The 19,490-nt window shown below is 72.9% G+C and carries 21 protein-coding genes; 13 read left to right on the plus strand and 8 right to left on the minus strand.

Annotation, left to right across the window (positions count from 1 at the left end; translation table 11 throughout):
* Positions 1-87 precede the first annotated feature (87 nt).
* Both HD593_RS23135 and HD593_RS23140 read left to right on the plus strand, forming a co-directional pair.
* Positions 88-369, plus strand: a complete 282-nt coding sequence (locus HD593_RS23135; protein ID WP_185104212.1) for a hypothetical protein — start codon at positions 88-90, stop codon at positions 367-369.
* Positions 366-1,130: a 4'-phosphopantetheinyl transferase family protein gene (locus HD593_RS23140; RefSeq protein ID WP_185104213.1), complete on the plus strand. Its 765-nt coding sequence runs from the start codon at positions 366-368 to the stop codon at positions 1,128-1,130. The genes HD593_RS23135 and HD593_RS23140 overlap by 4 nt, the downstream gene beginning before the upstream one ends.
* A gap of 58 nt (positions 1,131-1,188) precedes the next feature.
* Here HD593_RS23140 and HD593_RS23145 read toward each other — a convergent pair whose 3' ends face one another.
* From HD593_RS23145 to HD593_RS23155, 3 genes are all read right to left on the minus strand, one after another.
* A complete protein-coding gene (locus HD593_RS23145; RefSeq protein ID WP_185104214.1) occupies positions 1,189-1,719 on the minus strand; it encodes a hypothetical protein in 531 nt (176 codons plus the stop codon).
* Positions 1,689-2,231 carry a hypothetical protein gene (locus HD593_RS23150; RefSeq protein WP_185104215.1) on the minus strand — a complete coding sequence of 181 codons (543 nt, stop codon included), beginning with the start codon at positions 2,229-2,231 and terminating at the stop codon, positions 1,689-1,691. The genes HD593_RS23145 and HD593_RS23150 overlap by 31 nt, the downstream gene beginning before the upstream one ends.
* A 67-nt stretch (positions 2,232-2,298) precedes the next feature.
* Positions 2,299-2,913: an isochorismatase family protein gene (locus tag HD593_RS23155; RefSeq protein WP_246546691.1), complete on the minus strand. Its 615-nt coding sequence runs from the start codon at positions 2,911-2,913 to the stop codon at positions 2,299-2,301.
* A 387-nt stretch (positions 2,914-3,300) separates the two neighbouring features.
* Here HD593_RS23155 and HD593_RS23160 point away from each other — a divergent pair, with 387 nt between their 5' ends.
* Complete coding sequence (locus tag HD593_RS23160) at positions 3,301-4,452, plus strand: acyl-CoA dehydrogenase family protein (protein WP_185104217.1); 1,152 nt, start codon at positions 3,301-3,303, stop codon at positions 4,450-4,452.
* 98 nt (positions 4,453-4,550) lie between these two features.
* Here the strand turns inward: HD593_RS23160 and HD593_RS23165 are convergent, their stop codons facing one another.
* A complete protein-coding gene (locus HD593_RS23165; RefSeq protein ID WP_185104218.1) occupies positions 4,551-5,528 on the minus strand; it encodes a prephenate dehydrogenase in 978 nt (325 codons plus the stop codon).
* Positions 5,529-5,698: 170 nt separating this feature from the next.
* On the opposite strand from HD593_RS23165, the gene HD593_RS23170 reads away from it, so the two are divergent.
* Both HD593_RS23170 and HD593_RS23175 read left to right on the plus strand, forming a co-directional pair.
* The gene (locus HD593_RS23170; RefSeq protein WP_185104219.1) at positions 5,699-6,529 is read left to right on the plus strand and encodes an alpha/beta hydrolase family protein; all 831 of its coding nucleotides are present in this window, start codon (positions 5,699-5,701) and stop codon (positions 6,527-6,529) included.
* Between the two features lie 66 nt (positions 6,530-6,595).
* Positions 6,596-7,204, plus strand: a complete 609-nt coding sequence (locus tag HD593_RS23175) for a carboxymuconolactone decarboxylase family protein (protein ID WP_312903638.1) — start codon at positions 6,596-6,598, stop codon at positions 7,202-7,204.
* Positions 7,205-7,269: 65 nt separating this feature from the next.
* On the opposite strand, the gene HD593_RS23180 is transcribed toward HD593_RS23175, so the two are convergent.
* Complete coding sequence (locus HD593_RS23180; protein WP_185104221.1) at positions 7,270-7,662, minus strand: nuclear transport factor 2 family protein; 393 nt, start codon at positions 7,660-7,662, stop codon at positions 7,270-7,272.
* Positions 7,663-7,847: 185 nt separating this feature from the next.
* Between HD593_RS23180 and HD593_RS23185 the strand changes: the two genes are divergently transcribed.
* Together HD593_RS23185 and HD593_RS23190 are read left to right on the plus strand one after the other, a co-directional pair.
* Positions 7,848-8,411 (plus strand): carboxymuconolactone decarboxylase family protein, encoded by a 564-nt coding sequence (locus HD593_RS23185; RefSeq protein WP_185104222.1) that lies wholly within the window; start codon positions 7,848-7,850, stop codon positions 8,409-8,411.
* The gene (locus HD593_RS23190) at positions 8,408-9,949 is read left to right on the plus strand and encodes an NAD(P)-binding domain-containing protein (RefSeq protein ID WP_185104223.1); all 1,542 of its coding nucleotides are present in this window, start codon (positions 8,408-8,410) and stop codon (positions 9,947-9,949) included. Before HD593_RS23185 ends, HD593_RS23190 begins: the two co-directional genes overlap by 4 nt.
* On the opposite strand, the gene HD593_RS23195 is transcribed toward HD593_RS23190, so the two are convergent.
* Positions 9,946-11,064, minus strand: coding sequence for a carboxylate-amine ligase (locus HD593_RS23195; RefSeq protein ID WP_312903640.1), 1,119 nt, complete (start codon positions 11,062-11,064; stop codon positions 9,946-9,948). The two genes, HD593_RS23190 and HD593_RS23195, sit on opposite strands and share 4 nt — an antisense overlap.
* 119 nt (positions 11,065-11,183) lie before the next feature.
* On the minus strand, positions 11,184-11,420 hold the full coding sequence (locus HD593_RS23200) for a hypothetical protein (protein WP_185104224.1): 237 nt from the start codon (positions 11,418-11,420) through the stop codon (positions 11,184-11,186).
* Between the two features lie 36 nt (positions 11,421-11,456).
* Between HD593_RS23200 and HD593_RS23205 the strand changes: the two genes are divergently transcribed.
* A complete protein-coding gene (locus HD593_RS23205) occupies positions 11,457-11,789 on the plus strand; it encodes a hypothetical protein (RefSeq protein ID WP_185104225.1) in 333 nt (110 codons plus the stop codon).
* A gap of 58 nt (positions 11,790-11,847) precedes the next feature.
* Here the strand turns inward: HD593_RS23205 and HD593_RS23210 are convergent, their stop codons facing one another.
* Positions 11,848-12,780: an AraC family transcriptional regulator gene (locus HD593_RS23210; RefSeq protein ID WP_185104226.1), complete on the minus strand. Its 933-nt coding sequence runs from the start codon at positions 12,778-12,780 to the stop codon at positions 11,848-11,850.
* A gap of 115 nt (positions 12,781-12,895) precedes the next feature.
* On the opposite strand from HD593_RS23210, the gene HD593_RS23215 reads away from it, so the two are divergent.
* The 5 genes from HD593_RS23215 (at position 12,896) to HD593_RS23235 (ending at position 19,451) form a co-directional block, all read left to right on the plus strand.
* Positions 12,896-13,756, plus strand: coding sequence for an NmrA family NAD(P)-binding protein (locus HD593_RS23215; protein WP_185104227.1), 861 nt, complete (start codon positions 12,896-12,898; stop codon positions 13,754-13,756).
* A 16-nt stretch (positions 13,757-13,772) separates the two neighbouring features.
* A complete protein-coding gene (locus tag HD593_RS23220) occupies positions 13,773-14,750 on the plus strand; it encodes a Rossmann-fold NAD(P)-binding domain-containing protein (RefSeq protein ID WP_221524908.1) in 978 nt (325 codons plus the stop codon).
* A gap of 781 nt (positions 14,751-15,531) precedes the next feature.
* On the plus strand, positions 15,532-16,710 hold the full coding sequence (locus HD593_RS23225) for a lysozyme family protein (protein ID WP_185104228.1): 1,179 nt from the start codon (positions 15,532-15,534) through the stop codon (positions 16,708-16,710).
* A gap of 613 nt (positions 16,711-17,323) precedes the next feature.
* Complete coding sequence (locus HD593_RS23230; protein WP_185104229.1) at positions 17,324-18,256, plus strand: hypothetical protein; 933 nt, start codon at positions 17,324-17,326, stop codon at positions 18,254-18,256.
* 175 nt (positions 18,257-18,431) lie between these two features.
* Entirely contained in the window at positions 18,432-19,451 is a 1,020-nt protein-coding gene (locus HD593_RS23235) for a helix-turn-helix domain-containing protein (RefSeq protein WP_185104230.1), read from the plus strand.
* Positions 19,452-19,490: the final 39 nt, after the last annotated feature.

The raw sequence follows: 19,490 nt of genomic DNA on the forward strand, positions 1-19,490 counted from the left end.
GCACAGTGGAGCTGTGAAGACATGGATCGGAGCAGGGAGGCACGACATGAAGCGCACTTTCCTCCGCGGACGGCGGTGCATGCCGCCATGGTGATCCAGCTGACGATGCGCCAGGCGCACGGCCTGCCGCTGCCGGCCTCGCCGGTGGACGGCATCCGCATCATGGCGCTGTTGCCCGCCGGCTGGCACAAGGACCTCGAACAGGCCACCGGCGCCATCGTCATCCGCGTACGCCCCGACGAGCCGCTCACGAGCGCGCAGGTGGGCGAGCGGGTCCGGGAGATCCTCGCCAGCCCGGAGGTGGACCGGTGGGAACTGGTGGGCTGCCACCGCCTTGTCACACGTGACGTCAGGGAGGACGACAGATGATTGCTTCGGTGCTGACGCAGGGACAGTGCCAGATCTGGTGGGCGGGTCCGGACGACCGGACCGAGGAGAGCATGGCCGTGGTGCTGAACGAGCGCGAGCTGGGCAGGGCGGCCAGGTTCCGCCGCGCTGCCGACCGCCGCCGTTTCGTCACGGGAGCGTGGCTGCTGCGGACGGCGAGCGCCGCCCAGCTCGGCACCAGCCCGCAGGACGTGGCGGTCGACCGTTCGTGCCCGGATTGCGACCGCTACCACGGCAAGCCCGAGCTCAAGGGCGACGGCGCCCACCTGCACGTGTCGATCTCGCACTCCGGCGACCGGGTCGTGGTGGCGCTGACCGAGGAGGGGCCGCTGGGCGTGGACGTGGAGGCCGTCCCCGCCGAGCCCGTGGACGACCTGGCGCGCTGCGCGCTCACGGCCTGGGAGCAGGCCCAGCTCGACGCGCTGCCGCGGCACGAGCGTTACGAGGCCTTCGTCAGGCTCTGGGTACGCAAGGAGGCGGCGCTCAAGGCGACCGGGCACGGCCTGCGGATCTCGCCCACGGAGGTGGAGGTCAGCGGCCCCTTCGCCGAGCCGGCGCTGCTGAGCTGGCCGCTCGACATCCCGCCCGCGCACGTGCGCTTCCGCTCGCTGCACCCCGGCGACGGGTACGTCGCCACGGTCGCGGTCATCACCGGGGAGAGCGCCGTCACCGTCGCGGAGAGGAGGGCACTGCCGGGGCGTACGACGCGCGTGGTGGACGACGGCCTGCTCGTGGCCGCCTGACGCGAGAGGCCCCGCCCTTCCAGCCGGAGGGCGGGGCCTCGCCGTGTCCGGGCCGCTGTCACGAGCGCGTGGGGCGCGGGGTGCGGGTGCGGCGGCCGTACTGGGACCACAGGATGGCCGCGGCGGCGGCCAGCAGCAGGGCGCGGAACATCCACTCGCCGGAGCCGCCGGGCCCGTACACGCGGGCGGGCGCGCCCACGTCCACGGCGGGGACGGGCAGGCCGGCCCGGTGCGTGGAGCGGTCGCTGCCGTACAGCTCGACGCCGCGCAGCAGGACCGTCCCGCCGGCGGCGCTGAAGTCGCCGGTCCACACGCACGACTCGTGGCCGGGATGCTGGACGCAGCTCAGGGCGCGCGGGACGAAGCGGCCCTCCTGGCCGTCCGCGAACGCGGCGCGCACGACCGTACCGGCGTTCTGGGCGCCCAGGAAGGCCAGCAGGCCCGCGAAGAGCATGAGCGTCACGGTGAAGGCGGACGGGCGCGCCCGCCTGCGCGTCACCGTCGGCGCGGTCGGTGCGGTCGGCACGGTCGGCGCGGTCGGTGCGGTCGGCACGGTCGTCACCAGCTCGGCGCCACGGCGCACGTGCACCGCATGCCGGCGCCCTCGGACACGCGGGGACGCCGGTGCAGCAGCACCGCCACCACCATCGGTGCGAACACCAGCGCGTTGTAGAACAGGTGCAGCTCCATGCGCGGCACCAGGAGCTGGATGAGGCTCGTCGGGGCGGGACGGCCCAGCAGGTTCGCGCCCGCCAGCGCCTGGACGAGCAGTAGCAGATGCTCCAGGTGGTGCCAGACCTGGATGCCGAGCGAGACGTTCCACCACGTACGCGACCTGCCGACGAACCCGCCGCGCAACAGGATCAGGCCGATCAGCATGATCAACGCGTAGCCGTAGTGCATCCACTCGGAGGAGACGAGCCACGGGAACGGCACGCCCAGCAGGCCACGCGCCTCCTTCAGCGGCCAGCCCAGCGCGTACACCTGGACGGCCTGCGCGAGGTGCTCGCCCCAGTGGGCGACCACCACGACCATGAACGCTCCGAGCGCGGCCTTGTGATGCCGCGCGTTGAGACCGGCGGGCACCGCTTCAGTGCGCATGCGCGTACCTCGATTCTGACCTGGGGATCTTCACCCCAGCCTGAATCGAGGCACGGGACGTGGCATCTCAGAGCGTGCGCAGTTGGGTGAGGAGCTGCTTGGTGGTCATCGTGACGCCGCAGGAGCCGGCCACGAAGCGGAGCGTCTGCAGGTGCTCGGCCGCGGTGCGGTCGGCGATGGCGTCGGCCACGATGTAGGGCTGGACGTCGTGGGTGAAGGCGTCGAGGGCCGTCGCCAGGACGCCGGCGTGGGCGTACACGCCCGCGATGATGAGCTGGTCGCGGCCGGACTCGCGCAGCCGCCACAGCAGCGTGGAGTCGTGAAAGGCGCTGTAGCGCTTCTTGGCGATGAGCCAGTCGTGCGATCTGGGCGCCACGCACTCGGGGAAGCGCCGCTGCGCGGGATCCAGCCTGAGCCCGCGCTCCTCCTGGAAGTCCTTGAGCAGCCCCTGCTGCTGCTCGGTCATGAGGCCGGGCTGCGCCGCGTACGCCACGGGCACGCGCAGCCGCGTGCACCGCTCGCGCAGCTCCGCCACGTTCCTCAGCAGGTCGCGCAGCGGGGCCTCGCCGTGCGGGAAGGCGTCCAGCACGGTGTTCCGCATGTCGAGCAGCAGGAGCACGGCACGCCGCGGATCGGGCGTCCACGGCGGAGTGTTCTCGGGCAGCTCGCCCGTGTCCGGCATCGGATAAGGCTCGAATTCCGCAACAATCGTCATGTCAGTTCACCCGCAGAATCTCGACTTTCTTTCATGATCGCCCTCGGGCGAATGCCGCGGAAAGGTGGTACGGCGGCAGGAAGCTGCCTTCCTGTCGCCGTTTCTTGCCAGCCTAGAAAGGCAGTTTCCTGCCGGACGGCGTGCGCAGGTCGAGCTGGGTGGGAGCGGGCTTCTTGGTGGGCTTGGAAACGCGAATACGTCGCATGATGAACTCCGTTCGGATTCCCCTGCCAGCGACGGTAACCGCCCGCGCGAACGCGATGTTCTCGTGCCGTGCCCCGCGCGGAAGAGCGCAATCTGGGAGATGTACGCGCGGTTGCGGAGTGCGAGTCTCGTGGACGACGAGGAGGCGCGATGCTGAATCTCCCGACGCCCAGCGGAGCCGAGCTCGTCGCCCGCGCGGCGGACCTGGGCAGGGCCCTGCGCGGCAGGGCGGCCTGGGCCGAACGCAACGGCGCGCCGCACGCCGAGACCGTCGAGGCCATGACGCTGGCGGGCGTCTTCCGGCTGTGCGTGCCCGCCCGCTTCGGCGGCTACGAGGCGGACGCGGCCACCGTGGCAGCGGTCGCCGCCGAGCTGGCCAGGGCCGACGGCGCCGCCGCCTGGGCCGCCGCGGCCTCGTGGAGCGCGGCGTGGGCCGGCACGATGTTCCCCGGCCAGGCGCAGGAGGACGTGTTCCGCGGCGCCGACGTCCGCATGTGCGGCACCCTGCGCCCCACCGCGATGGCCTTCGAGACCGGTGACGGCATCGAGATCAACGGCAGGTGGGGGCAGATCGCCGGTGCGGCGCACAGCCAGTGGCAGCTCATCGCCGCGATGCGGGTGGGCGCCGACGGCAGGCCCACGCACGTCCTGGCTTTGGTCCGGACGTCCGACCTGCGGCTCGTGGACGGCTGGGACGCCCCGGGGCTGCGCGGCTGCGGCGGCGCCGGCACGGTCGCGGACCACGTGTTCGTCCCCGCCCATCGCGTGCTGCCGCTGCGCGACGCCCTCCGGGGTACGGCGCCGCGCGCCCCGCTGGTGCCGTTCGCCTCGGTCTGCGCGGCCGGTACGGCGGTGGGCCTTGCGCGCGCCGCCAGGGAGGCGTTCTCCGAGCGCGTCACGTACGGGCGGCTCGCCGACACCGACTACGAGAGCCGGGCCGCCGCGCCCATGACCCACCTCCAGGTCGCGGACGCCACCATGAAGATCGACGAGGCGGAGTTCCACACGCGCCGCCTGGCCGGGCTCGTCGACGGCAAGGCGGCGCGGTCGGAGCCGTGGAGCCTGGCCGAGCGCGCCAGGGCGCGGGCGGAGGCGGGGGAGGTGTGCAGGCTCGCCAGGCAGGCGGCCGACACGCTGGCCGCGGCGGGCGACGAGACGTCGATCCGCGACGACGAGCCCCTCCACCGCATCGCCCGCGACCTGGCCACCATGTCCCTGCACAGCCTGACCCACCCCGCCACCGGCGCCGAACTGTACGGCCGCACCCTGTGCGGCCTCCCTCCTCACACGCTCTATGTCTGACCCTGCCGCACTCGCGCGAGCCAGGTCCTGGGCAGGGTGCCAAGCCGGATGCTGTGCTGCGCGGTGCCGGGCGGCGCTGTGGCGGGCGTGTTGCGGGGTCAGCCGGTCGCGGCCGTGTCGTGCCTGCCGTGCGGGCCGCCCGCCGGGCCGGGCCAGGAGCTGACGATGCGGGAGCGGCCCGCGTTGCCCGCGCCGAGCACGTCCGTGAGCGCGCGCAGGCGTGCGGGGTCACCCGAGCGCAACGCGGCCACCACGGAGCTGAGGTCACCGGCGACGGCCTCCAGCACGTCGGCGACGGGCTCGGCGTTGTGCTCCAGGATGTCGCACCACAGCCCGGAAGGCCCGCCCGCCACCCGCGTGACGTCCAGGAGCCCCCGCCCGGCGAGGATCAGCGCCGCTTCCCCCGAGCCGGCGAAGCGTGCCGCCAGCGACGACGACACCACGTGTGGCGCGTGCGACACCGCGGCGGCGGCCCGGTCGTGCGCCTCCGCCTCCATCGGCACCACCCGGGCACCGCACGTGGTCACCAGCGTGGTCACGGCCCGCACGGCTTGCGGCGACAGCGCCGGATGGTGGCACACCGCCCACGCCCGCCCCTCGAACAGGTCGGCGCTCGCCGCCCCGGGCCCGGACGACTCGCGCCCGGCCATCGGATGCCCGGGAACGAAGGAGGTCAGATCGCACCCGGCGGCCCCGGCCCCGGCCAGCAGCCGCGCCTTGACGCTGGCCACGTCCGTGTAGAGCACCCCGAGCGCGCGCTCCTGCGCCCACCGCAACACCGGCACGACGGTGGACGGCGGCGTGGCGATCACCACCACATCAGCCGGCCCCCGCCCCCAGGGCGCCTCCCCGCCCGCCGCCACGTCCCCGACCAGCGCCGCACCCCCGGTCAACGGCACGCCCGCGCCTCTGCGCGCGGCCGTCTCCACCGCTCGCGGGTCCCGGTCGGCGAGTGCCACGCGCACGCCGGCCCGCCGCAGGGCGAGCCCCACGGACGTGCCGATCAACCCGCACCCGATCACCGTGACCTTGCGGACCGCCCACCCGGGCGTCGTCGAGATGCCAGATCCTGACATGGCAGTGCCTTCCCCTGGGCCTTTCCCCTGACGTGGCTTCACGCCCCATGGTGGCCGCCCCCCACGCCGCCGGGCAGCGCCCCGCCGGGTCCCCTTGCTGCACCGGCACGGCACCTTCCTGCCACGCCGTCCCGGGGTGGGGGCCACCCCGCCCGGCCTACGCTCGCGGCATGTCCTTCCACGAGCTGCTGACCAGAACCGTCAGGGCGCCCGACCGCGTCATCCGCTTCGGCCCGCACCCCGACCAGGTTATCGACGTCCACCTCCCAAAGCGGGAGACCGCGCCGCCGGTGATCCTGCTGCACGGCGGCTTCTGGCTGGCCTCCTACGACCGGTCGCACACCCGCCCCATGGCCGCCGCACTGGCCGACCTGGGACACCCGGTGTACGTGCCGGAGTACCGCAGGCTCGGCCAGCCGGGCGGCGGCTACCCGGGCACGTTCGACGACGTGGCCGCCGCGGTCGATCTGGTCACCGCGGGACGGCGGGGGGTCGTGGTGGCCGGTCACTCGGCGGGCGGGCAGCTGGCCCTGTGGTCGGCCGCGCGCCACCGCCTGCCCCCGTCCTGCTCCTGGCACGGCAAGCCCGCGATCGGCGCGGTGGTGGCGCTGGCGGCGCTGTCGGACCTGGGGGAGGCGTTCACCGCCGGCCTCGGCGACGGGGCGGCGGCGCGCCTGCTGGACGGCCGGGCCGAGCTGCTCGGCCTGACCGACCCCGTACGGCTGCTGCCGCTCGCCCCCGGGACCCGGCTCGCGCTCGTGCACGGCGTCCGGGACCGGCTCGTGCCCGTGGACATGAGCCGCAGGTTCGCCGCGCGGGCGGGCGCCGTTCTCACCGAGATCCAGGACGCCGGGCACTTCGCGCTCATCGACCCGCTCTCCGCCGCCTGGCCCGCCGTGACCCGCGCCCTCGCACCGGCCGGCCGGCAGGAGGCGGCCGGCGTCCCGCACCTTGCCGGCCGCGCACGACCCGGCCCGGCGATGGTGACCACCACACGCTGAAAGAACACCTACGAATCCGAAGGGTACGAAATGACGGACATCGCATTTTTGGATAAGCCCGATACCGTGAATTGGCCACCACGCTGGCGGCATTTCGCCAACCACGCGGGCGGCGGCTCCGCGCACATCACGTTACGTTCGGAAGAGCCGGGAATCCGCGGCCTGTTCCGCTACCGGCCGGAGGCCGCGCGGCCGCTGACCCTGCTCTCCGAAGTGCTGCTCTGCGGCGACGGCACGCTGACCAGGGGCGAGCGGGAGCTGATCGCCGCGTACGTGTCGTCGCTCAACCGCTGCCGCTTCTGCTACCACACGCATGCCGCGTTCGCCGCCGTCCGCGTCCCCGGCGGCATGGACCTGGTCGACCAGGTACGCGCCGACCTCGGCAACGCCCCGATCCCCGGCAAGCTCAAGGCTCTGCTGGAGATCGCGGCGGCCGTGCAGCGCAGCGGCCAGGACGTCACGTCCGAGCACGTGGACGCCGCCAGGCGGGAAGGAGCCACGGACGAGGAGATCCACGACACGGTGCTGATCGCGGCGGCGTTCTGCATGTACAACCGCTACGTGGACGGCCTGGCCACGCTGGCCTGCGACGACCCCGAGCACTACGCCGAGCGGGCCAGGCTCACCGGCGGGTACGTGGCGACCTGGCACGACGAACTGGAGGAGGCCTGCTGAGCTGCGATGACGGTCCGGGGGAACGGCGGTGGCGCGGGTCCCCGCGGGGCGCCCGCGCCCGCCCGTCAGGCGAAGAAGTCGTCGACGGAGTAGGGGTCGTACGGGTAGCTCGTCCGCTCGCTGATCTTCCCGCCGGTCAGCCGGAAGAGCTGGAGGCCGTGGTCGTCCAGGGTGCGGCCGTCACGCTCACCACGGATCGACAGCACCGCGGCCACGCGGTCCGCGCCGACGAGGTAGTCCTGCGGCTCCAGCCGCAGCCCGCCGGTGGCGGCCTCGGCCAGCCGCGCCAGGTAGCCGAGCACCTGCTCCTTGCCGCGGTAGTCCCGGGCCATCGGGCCGCGGCCGGGAACGTGGAAGACCACGTCGTCGGTGAGGAGGTCTCGCAGGACGTCCAGGTCGCCCTTGGCGAGTGCGTCGTAGAAACCGCTGGCGACAGTGATGCTGGAATGTTCGGTCATGGATTCCGTCCCATCGCAAACAGGGCTTATGAGCCGTTCGCGACCCTACGCTGCGTAGATCCACAAAACAAGAAGGCGTCCGGAATAAGCGCATAAATGAGGAAAGGTGACGTTGACAGTGGATGAGCGACGACCCGATCATGCAGGAGGTGACCGACCGGACCGGCCGAAATTGAGGAGCATTAATGCCCCATGTCCCCATCGATTCCGGTGAGCCCGGAATTCGCGGCCTCTTCGCCTTCCGCCCCGAGACCGCCGGGCCGCTGAACGCCCTGGCCGAGGTGCTGCTCCGCGGCGACAACACGCTGACGCGCGGCGAGCGGGAGCTGATCGCGGCCTACGTGTCCGGGCTCAACGAGTGCCGCTACTGCACGGCCTCGCACGCCGCGTTCGCCGCCGCCCAGCTCCCCGGCGGCATGGACCTGGTCGACCGGGTCCGCGCCGGCACCGCGGGCACGGACATCTCGCGGAAGCTCCAGGCGCTGCTGGCGATCGCGGCCGCCGTCCAGCGCGGCGGCCGCGAGGTCACCGCAGACCTGGTCGCCGCCGCCAGGGCGGAGGGCGCCACCGACCAGGAGGTCCACGACACGGTGCTGATCGCGGCGGCGTTCTGCATGTTCAACCGTTACGTGGACGGCCTGGCCACGCACGCCCCCGACGACCCCGCCGTCTACGCCACGGCGGCCGAGCGCGTCGTGACGTACGGCTACGGCCATCCCGCTCCCCAGCAGGCGGGACAGGCCGGGTGACGCACGACCACCGCTTCCTGATCATCGGCGCCGGCCCCGGCGGCCTCCAGCTCAGCCACTTCCTGCAGCGGGCCGGGGCCGACTACGTCACCCTGGAGCGGGAGGAGTCGCCGGGCGGCTTCTTCCGCCGCTACCCGCGCCACCGCCGGCTGATCTCGCTGAACAAGGTCCACACCGGCGAGCAGGACCGCGAGATCCAGCTCCGCTGGGACTGGAACTCGCTGCTCAACGACGGCCCCGAGCTGGCGTTCCCGAGCTACTCGCAGGAGTACTTCCCGCACGCCGACGACCTGCTGCGCTACCTGGCCGACTTCCAGCGCGTGCACGGCCTGCGCGTGCGCTACTCCACGCCGGTGACGCGGGTGGAGAAGACGGGTGACCGGTTCGCCGTCCACGCCGGCGGCGAGGTGTTCCGCGCCGACTGCGTGATCGTGGCGACCGGCTGGGGCGGCCCGCACGTGCCCGGCATCCCCGGCATCGAGCTGGCCACCGGCTACGAGGACGTGCCCGCGAGCGGCGAGGAGTACACCGGGCAGCGGGTGCTCATCGTCGGCAAGGGCAACTCGGCGTTCGAGACCGCCCAGGCGCTGCTGCCGTACGCGTCGGTGATCCACCTGGCCAGCCCCAGCCCCGTACGGCTGGCGTGGACCAGCAAGCACCCCGGGCACGTGCGCGGCCAGTACGGCGCGCTGCTGGACAGCTACTGGTTCAAGACCCTGCACGCCGTGCTGGAGTGCACCGTGGACCGGATCTGGCGGGAGAACGGCGGGTACCGGGCCGCGATCACGTACACGCTGGCCGAGGGCGAGCGGGCGGTGCTCGACTACGACGCCGTGCTGCGCTGCACCGGCTTCACCATGGACACCGGGCCGTTCGGCGCGTCCTGCCGTCCCGAACTGGCTCCGAACGGGCGCATTCCGGCCATCCGCCCCGACTTCCAGTCGGCCAACGTCGACGGCCTGTACTTCGCCGGCACGCTCATGCAGGCCCGCGACTTCAAGCGGGCCTCCTCGGCGTTCATCGACGGCTTCCGCTACAACCTGCGCACGCTGGCCGCGCTGCTGTGCGAGCGCTACGACGGCGTGCCGCTGCGCTCGCGCGAGCTGCCCGCCGCCGCCGGCCCGCTGACGGACGACGTGCTCGGCCGCGTCAACCACAGCTCGGCGCTGTGGACGCAGTTCGAGTATCTGGCGGACGCGTACGTGATCGATCCGGCGCAGCGGACGGCGCGGCACTACGAGGACCTGCCGGAGGACTACGCCGTCTCCCGCTTCGCCGGCGAGGACCTGCTGCTCACCGTCACCCTGCGCTGGGGCCCCCGCGACCGGCACCCCGACGTGTTCGCCATCCGGCGGCACCCGACGCCCGACCGCGCCGACGAGTGCGCCTTCCTGCATCCCGTCGTCCGCGTCTGGCGGCGCGGCGAGCTGACGGCCGAACGGCACCTGCTGGAGGACCTCCAGGCCCGCTGGCAGGACCCGGTACGCCACGCCGCCCCGCTCCGCTCCTTCCTGTCCGAGCACCTGCCGGCCTGCTAGGCGCGGAAACGCTCCACCAGGTCGTCCACCACGCCCTCGAACGACCCGCGCGCCTTCAACGCGGCCCGCTGCCGGGCGGCCCCGCTCCCGGCGGCGCGCAACCACCGCCACCCCCGCATGACCGTCTCCAGGTCGCCGCTGCCCACCAGGGCGGGCCGGACGTGCTCCAGCAGCCCCTCCACGATCTCCGCCACCGGGACCGCCCGCCCGGTGTGCGGATCGACACCGTGCCCGTCGAGCCCGTCCCTGGCGGCCCGCCAGTACGCCACCCGCAGCAGCTCGCCCGTCACCCGCGGCCCCGGATCGCCCGCTTCGACCCGCTCCAGGGACACCGTGACCAGCGCCCTGACCAGCAGCGCCAGCAGCACCGACTCCGCCGCCGAGGCCGGCACGTCGCTCACCCGCACCTCCACCGTGGGCAGCCGGTGCGACGGCCGCGCGTCCCAGAACACCGTCGCCGGATCGACCAGCGCCCCGCTCGCGGTCAGCCCCGCGACCACGCTCTCGTAGTGGCCGAGCCCCTCCAGGTACGGCGGCGGCCCCGCCACCGGCCACTTGCCCCAGGACAGCACCCGCCAGCCCGCGTACCCGGTGTCACGGCCGGTCCAGAACGGCGAGTTGGCCATGAGCGCGATCAGGGCGGGCAGCCACGGCCGCAGGTGGTTGCACACCAGCGGCACCCGCTCCCGGTCGGGCAGGTGCACGTGGACGTGACCGGCGCAGATGGCCTGCTCGTCGTGGAGCGCCCGGTAGTTCTCGATGCCGAGGTCGTAGCGGGAGTCCTCGGTGATGGGCGGCGGCACGGCCTCGCCGAGCACGGGCGTGCCCGAGGCGACCACGGCCAGCCCCTCGGCCCGCGCTGCGGCGGCGACCGCGTCCCGCATCCGGCGCAGCTCGCGCTCCAGGCCGGCGGGCTCCGCGCAGGGCGGCGTCTTGGCCTCCACCTGGAACCGCGTGATCTCCGTGCACACCTGTTCCCCGAGCTCCTCGGCGGCCCGCCGGACGACCTGCCCCGCCCGCGGCACCACCTCCCGGGTACGGGGATCGACGACGAGGTACTCCTCCTCGACCCCCATCAGGGGGCGGACGGGGTCGAACGGCGTGGTCACGGTCACGGGCTCCCTTGCAGGCGAGGGGACGGTCACGTCCGATCCTGCCCGTACTCCGGCCCGCCCGGCGGGCCTTTCGATCGACTTCCCCGTGCATCGGGCGACCGTTGGCCGCCTCCATCGGGTCATATCGGGTGCTGACACGACCGGAAGGCAGGCCGATGCGGCCCGCTCGCCAGGGTGACCGGCCTCACCAGGTCCGACGACTCGGGCACGTCCGGCGCCGGCGGGCTGCGGTGGGAGCTGCGCTGGGACAACCTGCCGGACCAGTGGCCGCCGAGCACCCCGCCGGCCGTGCCGTTCCAGCACGTCACCGGCACGCTCGGCGGCACCTCCGGCGTCGGCGACCGGCCGGTCGCCACCTGCCTGTCACCGCGGCCGGTCGCCCCCGGCGGCGGTTGCAGGTCTACCTGTCGCCGTACGCCAGCGCCCACGGGCAGCCGGGCCTGCCGCGGGTCGCCGTGCTCGGGGACAGCCTGCTGCAGCAGCTCAACGACTCCGCCTACAACGCGGCCCACGGCGTCCAGGGCTACGTGGAGGGCAACCTGAACACGGCCGGGCTGCTCGCCGAGGTCGAGGGGCAGGGCGGCCGCCGCTGGACCGACAGCGGCGGCACCGGCCTGGCCAGGGCCGACGGGTACCTGCCCGACGAGTTCCGCGGGCTCGCCGAGCCGCCGGGGGAGGCGGGCTGGTACCTGAACTGGTTCACCCTCACCCGCCGGTCACCGTAGGCAGGCCCATCCGGCGGTCACCGCGGGCCGGCTCATTCACCGGTCACCGAGGGCCGGCTCACACGCCCGCGCGGTGGTGGCTCGGTGACACGCCGCGGACGCGCTTGAACGCCACGCTCAGCGCGAACGCGTTGGCGTACCCGACGTGCCGGGCGATCGCGTCGATCGTGGTCTCAGAGGAGCGCAGGAGATCGGCGGCCAGCGCGATCCGCCAGCCGGTGAGGTAGGCCATGGGCGGCTCACCCACGAGCGTGGCGAAGCGCCGCGCGAACGCCGCCCGCGAGGCCCCCACCTTCGCGGCCAGCCCGCCCACCGTCCACGGGCGGGCCGGGTCGTCGTGGATCAGCCGCAACGCCGGGCCGATCAGCGGGTCGCTCTGCGCCCGGTACCAGCCGGGCGCCCGCGCCTCCGGGCGGGCGAACCAGGCCCGCAGCGTCGCGATCAGCGCCAGGTCCAGCAGCCGGTCGAGGAACACCTGCTGGCCGGGCCCCTCACCGCTGAGTTCCTGGGCCAGCAGCTCCATGATCGGGGCCTGCGTGCTCGGCCGCGGCACGACGAGGATCTGCGGCAGCGCGCTCAGCAGCCGCCCTGTCACGTCGCCGCTGACCTGGTAGGTGCCGCTGGCCACGATCGCCGACCCGTCGGGCGACTGGCCGCTCGTGTTCGGGCCGAGCCGCAGCTCGTCGGTGACGTCCACGCCGTCCAGGGTGGTCAGGCGGTTGCCGGCGTGCACGATGATGTCCGGCTCGGTCGCCGGGTCGTCCGAGATCGTGTACGGCTCCGGCCCCTTGATGATGGCCACGTCCCCGGTGCGCATCGGCACCGGCTCGCCCCCGTCGGGCACGATCCAGGCCTGCCCGCGCAGCGCGGTCGCCAGCGCGAGCATGGCCCCGTCGGCGATGCGCATCGACCACGGCGGCTCGAGGATCGCCCGGCAGAACTCCGCACTGCGGGCACGAACGCCGTCGAGCAGGTCGGCTAGCGGGTCCACCCTCACAGCCTAGACGCCGAGAAATGGAACCGAGCGCCAGAGATATGGATCGTCCAGCCGCCGGTGCCTTCACTGGAACTCGACAGGCACAACGACGACCGGCAGGAGAGAACTCATGTACGCGATCACCGGAGTGACGGGCCACGTCGGCGGCGCGGCGGCCAGGGCGCTGCTGGCCAAGGGCGAACCGGTGCGGGCCGTGGTCCGCGACCCGGCCAAGGGCGGGCCGTGGAGCGAGGCGGGGGCGGAGGTGTTCGCCGCCGACCTGGGCGACAGGGCGGCGCTGGCGGAGGCGTTCCGCGGCTGCCGCGGGGCGTTCGTGATGCTCCCCACCGATCCGGCGGCGGACGACACCGGGCACCGCGCGCTGGCGGCCTCGATCGCCGGCGCCGTCAGGGACAGCGGGGTCCCGCACGTGGTGATGCTGTCCTCGCTCGGCGCCGAGCTGGCCGAGGGCACCGGCCCCGTCCGCTGGCTGCACCACCTCGAGAACCTGCTGCGCGAGACGGGCGTGCTGCTGACCGCCGTCCGCTCGGGCCACTTCCAGGAGAAGGCCGAGGCCGTGCTCGACGCCGCACGCGGGGCCGGCGTCTACCCCGTCTTCGGCGACTCCGCCGACACGCCCCTCCCGATGATCGCCACGCGCGACGTCGGCAGGGTGGCCGCCGAGGCCCTCCTCTCGCCGCCCTCCGCCGGCGAGGTCATCGACCTGGACGCCCCCGCCTACACCGAACGGCAGGTGGCCGAATCGCTCGCGGCCGTGCTCGGCAGGCCGCTCCAGGTGGTCACCATCCCGCAGTCGCAGTGGGTGGACACCATGGTCGAGGCGGGCCTCCCGCCGCAGCTCGCGCGGGAGCTCGCCGACATGTACGCCGCCGTGGACCGCGGCCTGCTCCAGCCCGCCGGCGACCGTCGGCTCACCTGCCCGACCGATATCGGCGAGACCCTGCGCCGCCTGGTCACGCCCGCCCCCTGATGCCGGGGAGATCGACGTGCCCACGATCGTGATGACCGGCGGCACCTCGGGCTTCGGAGCGATCACCGCCGAGCGGCTGGCCCGGTCGAAGGGCGTCCGCCTGATCCTGGGCGCCCGCCACCCGTCCACCGCGGACGGCGATCCCCTCCCGCCCGGCCGCACCGTCGCCGGTGCTGGCATGCCGCTCGTGTCCGGCCGCACCGCCGTTGGTGGTGAGCTGCTTCCGCTGGAGCTCGCCGAGCTGGCCTCGGTGCGTGCCTTCGCGGCCGCGGTGCGCGAGCGGCTCGGCGGTGCCCCCGTCGATGCGCTGCTGCTCAACGCCGGGATGATCCGGCCCGACGTGACCGGCCGCACCGCCGACGGGTTCGAGACGACGTTCGCCGTCAACCACCTCGCGCCCTACCTGCTGGCCCGCCTGCTGCTCCCCGTTCTGGCCGACAAGGCGATCGTCGTGCTGACCACGAGCGGCACTCACGATCCCGCCACCGGCGCGAGCCTGGCGCCACCGCGTCACGCCGACGCGGAGCTGCTCGCGCATCCCGATCGCGATCCCGGCCTGGACCCCCGGCCGCGCGAGGCGGGCGAGCACGCGTACACCGCCGCCAAGCTGTGTGCCGTGCTCACCGCCCGCTCGCTGGCGGCGATCCGGGACAGGCGGCTCACCGGGGTCGCCTACGATCCCGGGCAGGTGTTCGGGACGGGGCTGGCCAAGGACCTGCCGTTCCCGCTGCGGATGGCCTGGTCGGTGCTGGGCTCGCCGATGCTGCGGCGCCCGCTGGGCCTGCTCAACCCTCATCTCAACAGCCGCGCCGCCGCCGGGAACGCACTCGCCGACCTGGCACTCGCGCTCGCGACCCCGCCGGACGGTCACGTCTACGCCGCTCTGCGCCGTGCCCGCCTCACCTGGCCTGATCCGTCGGAGCGGGCACGCAGCGACGAGCTGGCGCGGACGCTCTGGGCGGACAGCGCCAGGCTCGTCCACCTGCACGACTGAACGATGAACGAACGTGTATTTCAGCGAAACGAAAAGCCCGAAATTATGAACGATCAGTTTCTGGAAGGTGGTGGTGCCGTCATTTCCTGCGGCTTCCCTTGAGTGTCTGACACGGTTGTTTCGCGGACACCGACTCCGCCGAGCCCATCGAACCGACCCGGACCACCGCACCCGCCGAGGTCACCCGGCCCGCTGCGGCCACCACCGCATCGGCCCAAGCGACCGCACCCGCGGTCCTGCTCCCGGTCGGAGCGGCGGTGGCGGTCGTCGTGGTCGCCGCCGTGGTGGTCGTGAACCTCGACCACGACGAGACTCCCACCCCGCCACCGATCCCAGTCCGGGGCGTGATCGGCTCGGAGAAGAAGGCGTTCTTCGAGGATCCGCAGGTGGTGCGGGCCCTGGGGCCTGAAGGTCGAGGTCGAGACGGCCGGCTCCCGCCAGATCGCCACGTCGATGGACCTCGGCCGCTACGACTTCGCGTTCCCGTCGAGCGCCCCGGCGGGCGAGCACATCCAGCGGCAGCGCAAGGCCGGCACGAAGTGGCCGTTTCCCGCGCGGCGGCAGGTGCCGGGGACGGTAGGTCGTCCGGCTTGAGCAGTGATGTCCACGCACGTCGTGCCCAGGCTGGACGATCTCCGTTGCCGTCCTCTGGCCATGTGGCGGCGGCCCGGGGGCGACCACTGGACGATCTCGGACAAAACCCCCTAGCTGGTCAACGTGCGGAGCCATAGCAAGGCCTTCAGGAAGGTCCGACGGACCAAGTCCCTCACGGAGGCACTCAATGCATATTCGCTCAACGCGACGCATCACGTACGCCGCCCTGGCCGGCGTGCTGGCGCTCGGCGGAACGGGGCTCACCATAGGGGTTGCCACGGCGCAGCTCGAGACCGACGACCCGGACGTGACCATGGTGGAGGAGGCGGCGGCGCAGAACTCGCTCGCGGCCACCACCGCCAAGGACGCCGACTCGGCGCAGGACGCCGACTCGGAGGAGATCAGCGTCGCGGACGAGCCCGATGACGCCGCGGAGTCCGACGACTCGTCCACGGAGACGAGCGAGGACGAGACCACCACCGAGTCCGGCGACGACACCAGTACTGACGCCGGCACCGAGACCGGCACCGAGTCCGACGTCGAGCAGGCGGACGGCACCGAGGTGACGGACGAGACCGACACCGGCGACACCACGGAGCCGGAAGGCGCCGAGGAGACCGACGGCACCGAGAAGACGGACGACACCGAGGGCACCGACACCGGCGTCGGCACCGACGAGATCGAGGAGGGCGCCGAGGAGACGGCGACCGGAGACGAGGAGGCCACCGCCGCCCTGACCGAGGAGCAGGCCCGCTGCCCGTTCACCACGATCTACAAGGGCAGCGTCAAGCAGATGCTGATCAAGCGTGAGGGTGTGCGGACGAAGGCGTACAACGCCGGTGAGAAGACCAAGAAGGGCAAGAACCGCAACATCGTCACCATCGGGATCGGCTTCAACATGAGCCGCGGCGACGCGCGGACCATCGTCAACCGCGTCCTGAGCGAGACCACCCCGCCGTCCGAGCAGGACGACATCAAGTCCGGCAAGGCGTTCGACGACCTCAAGGCCGGAGTGACCGAGCTGACGGAGGAGCAGGTGAACGCGCTGTTCGAGGTCTCGTACGAGGAGGCCAGGGAACTGGTCACGCGGCGCGGCATCGAGAGCTTCGACAAGCTGCCCCGGTCCGTGCAGGCGGCGTTGATCGACGTGGCGTTCATGCGGCCGGGCAACATCAACGACATCGCCGACGAGGTCAACCTGGGCACCCAGGCGGCGCTGGCCAAGAAGCAGTCGCTGACCAGCGCCAACTACGAGCCGGCCGCCAAGCGGCTGGAGACCTTCGGCCGGATCGCCGCCAAGCGGGGGCAGGCGGGGAACAAGATCCGGTTCGAGCAGGATGCCGCGATGTTGCGCAACAAGTGCTGAGCCCTCACCGCTGAAGTCCCACCGGGGTCGTGCCCGGGTTTCTCCCGAAACCCGGGCGCGACCCTTTTGCCTGCCGTCTCCCCCTGGTGCCGGCACGGCCGCACGGGCATGCGCTCCCAGGACCCGCATGGGCACGCGCTCCCAGGGCCCGCACGGGCATGCGGCCCCCTGCTTGCTCGCCTCCCGCACCGCTGCGGACCCCACGAGCGTGCCCGCCCTCGCCGGAGCGGCACGTCCAAGCACCGACCAGCCCGCCAGCCTCCCCGCCCGCCAGCCCGCCTCGCTCGCCCAGCCCCCCAGCCCCCCACCCACACGACCTCCCGAAGGAGGCAGGCGTCCCGGTCAGCCGGTGGTGGCCGTGTGGACAGGCGCACCCGGGGCGCGCACCCGGAACGGCCATGGCCCGGCCCGCCCCGGCCGACCAGCACCGACGGCGCACCCCCCGTGTGGACATCGGTTTGCGGCGCTGGACAACGTCCTCACCTGGATGGTCATCGCCGGGCCCCGTAATCAGGAAGTCGCTGGAAACATTCCGACGCGCTTCGGCACCCGGTCGGCTCCCGAAACGGAACCGCACCCCCGCCGATCGCGTCACCATGAGAGGGGAAACAAGGTGAGAGCACCTTCGAAGCTTCGTCTTGCGGTGGCCGGCCTGGCGGCCGGCGGTGTGCTGGCCGGGAGCGGCCTCATCGCCGGACCGGCGCACGCGCAGGTGGACGACCCGTTCGGCTTTGGCGGCTCGTCCGGCAGCAGCTCGTTCGACTTCGGGCTCACGCAGCCCCAGCCCGGCAGCGGGAGCACCGGCTCCAGCTCCGGCGGGTTCGGCGACTTCCTGAAGGACCTCGGCAAGGACCTGGGCAAGCAGCTCGGCCAGGAGGCACTCGACAAGCTGCTCAACCGCGACAAGAACAACGGCAACACCTCCACCCGGCCCAACACCACGCTGCCGCAGCTTCCGACCGGGGAGGGCACCGTCTCGTCCGACGGCCTGACCCAGCAGCTCCCCAGCACGACCAGCGCCGGCAAGCGCGTGCCGGAGACGGTCGAGAAGGTGCTGCGCGAGGCCGGGATCAACCTGGTGGACTGGATCGTCAAGCGGCAGCCGGGCACCCAGCGCAGGGGCTTCGGCTCGTTCCGGGAGCCGGAGCGGTACTTCCGGCCGGAGCTGCAGCGGCAGTTCTGCCGCGTCCCCGGCAACGTCCGCCTGTTCGGCACGACGGTCCGCAAGGGCCGCTTCGCGCCGACGAACTTCATCGGCGGCGACAACCTGGGCCGCACGCTCGTTCTCGGCCGGAACTCGTTCCTGGCCCCGTCCGGCAACAGGCTGAAGAAGTTCAGCACGGTCAACTTCGTGTTCCTGTCGAGGAAGGACACTGAGGTCCTGCGTCCGCAGCCGCGCGTCGCCAAGAACACGGTGCTGGAGGACCGCGTCAGGTACTCCACGGACTTCCTGAAGAGAGGCGTCAAGTACACCGTGATCGTCCGGTACGTCAACACCTGCAACGAGCCGGTCGTGGACGTTCTCGGCAAGGTCAGGCGGCGATAGCCGGAAGCTCCGGATCGTCCGCGCGGGGTGGCCCCGAACCGGGGGCCGCCCCGCGCGCGTGTGGATTTCGGACGGGAGCCGTCTGGTCAGTGTCAATTCCGGAACGCAAAGGATCAGTCCGCCGCGCGCGCAGCCACGAATAGGGGCCGACAGCTTCATCTCGTCAGGGGGCACGATGATCCATCAGGACACCACCACCCGAGGCAGGCGGGAACGGCCTGTCCCGCCCGGCCCGCTCCAGGAGTTCGCGCAGGGATTACGCGACCTGCGGATGGCGGCGGGCAACCCGAGCTACCGGGCCATGGAGCGTAAGGCCGGATATTCGTCGTCGGCGCTGTCTGCGGCCGCGTCGGGGGACCGGCTGCCGAGTCTGGCGGTCACGAAGGCGTACGTGGGGGCGTGCGGCGGCGACCAGGACGAGTGGGCCAGGACGTGGAACGCGCTGAGAGAGGACCTGGACAACCAGGCCCATGACGGCGAGGCGCCCGCGCGCCCGTCGCCCGCTCGCCGCCCGCGGCGGGCACGGCTGAACACCGGCATCGTCAAGCTGTCGGCGCTCCTCGTCGCGGTCGGCGTGACCGGGCTGGCCACGGCCGGGGCGCTGCGGGACGACCTGCTGTTCCGCGCCATCTCGACCACGGACGACGGCAAGAAGCAGGCCAAGGGCGACGGCGAGAAGCCGGCCGGGAACGGACGACCGGCCTTCGCCGCCGTCGCGGGGCCGAGCTGCCCGCGCGACACCACGCGCAGCGTGCGCATCGACGGCATGCCGGGCCGGGACGGCTGGAAGGACGCGGCCGCGTCCGGCTGGACCGGCGCCGGCTGCGGCGACAGCTTCCTGTTCTCGGAGCTGAAGCCGCGAGGAGAGGCGAATCCGCGCAACTCCTTCCAGTGGCGCTTCACCACGGGCCTGCGCGGCGCGCACCACTGCACGCTGACGGTCTACGTGCCGAGGTCGCAGCTGGCCGGCCAGCGCGTCTGGTACACGGTGAGCGACGGCTTCGACGAGGAGGCCCGCACGGTCGGCGAGTTCACCCTCGACCAGAGCGTGCGGCGGGGCCAGTGGGTTCCGGCTCCGGTTCCCCTGGTCGTCACCAGCGGCCTGGTGATCGTGGAGATCACCGACACCGGCCGCGGCAACGCCACGGGCAACCAGGCGATGGCGGCCGGCCCCGTCCGGCTCGCCTGCCCGTGATCGCGGCTCCGCGGCGAGGCCACCCCACGGGTCCCGCCG

This window comes from Nonomuraea rubra, from assembly GCF_014207985.1.
In the GTDB taxonomy this organism is placed as follows: domain Bacteria; phylum Actinomycetota; class Actinomycetes; order Streptosporangiales; family Streptosporangiaceae; genus Nonomuraea; species Nonomuraea rubra.

Excerpts from the sequence above, each read along its gene's own strand:
- HD593_RS23135 (WP_185104212.1), top strand. The coding sequence starts at position 88 with ATGGTGATCCAGCTGACGATGCGCCAGGCGCACGGCCTGCCGCTGCCG.
- HD593_RS23140 (WP_185104213.1), top strand. The coding sequence starts at position 366 with ATGATTGCTTCGGTGCTGACGCAGGGACAGTGCCAGATCTGGTGGGCG.
- HD593_RS23150 (WP_185104215.1), bottom strand. The coding sequence starts at position 2,231 with ATGCGCACTGAAGCGGTGCCCGCCGGTCTCAACGCGCGGCATCACAAG.
- HD593_RS23155 (WP_246546691.1), bottom strand. The coding sequence starts at position 2,913 with ATGCCGGACACGGGCGAGCTGCCCGAGAACACTCCGCCGTGGACGCCC.
- HD593_RS23160 (WP_185104217.1), top strand. The coding sequence starts at position 3,301 with ATGCTGAATCTCCCGACGCCCAGCGGAGCCGAGCTCGTCGCCCGCGCG.
- HD593_RS23165 (WP_185104218.1), bottom strand. The coding sequence starts at position 5,528 with ATGTCAGGATCTGGCATCTCGACGACGCCCGGGTGGGCGGTCCGCAAG.
- HD593_RS23170 (WP_185104219.1), top strand. The coding sequence starts at position 5,699 with ATGTCCTTCCACGAGCTGCTGACCAGAACCGTCAGGGCGCCCGACCGC.
- HD593_RS23180 (WP_185104221.1), bottom strand. The coding sequence starts at position 7,662 with ATGACCGAACATTCCAGCATCACTGTCGCCAGCGGTTTCTACGACGCA.
- HD593_RS23185 (WP_185104222.1), top strand. The coding sequence starts at position 7,848 with ATGCCCCATGTCCCCATCGATTCCGGTGAGCCCGGAATTCGCGGCCTC.
- HD593_RS23215 (WP_185104227.1), top strand. The coding sequence starts at position 12,896 with ATGTACGCGATCACCGGAGTGACGGGCCACGTCGGCGGCGCGGCGGCC.
- HD593_RS23225 (WP_185104228.1), top strand. The coding sequence starts at position 15,532 with ATGCATATTCGCTCAACGCGACGCATCACGTACGCCGCCCTGGCCGGC.
- HD593_RS23235 (WP_185104230.1), top strand. The coding sequence starts at position 18,432 with ATGATCCATCAGGACACCACCACCCGAGGCAGGCGGGAACGGCCTGTC.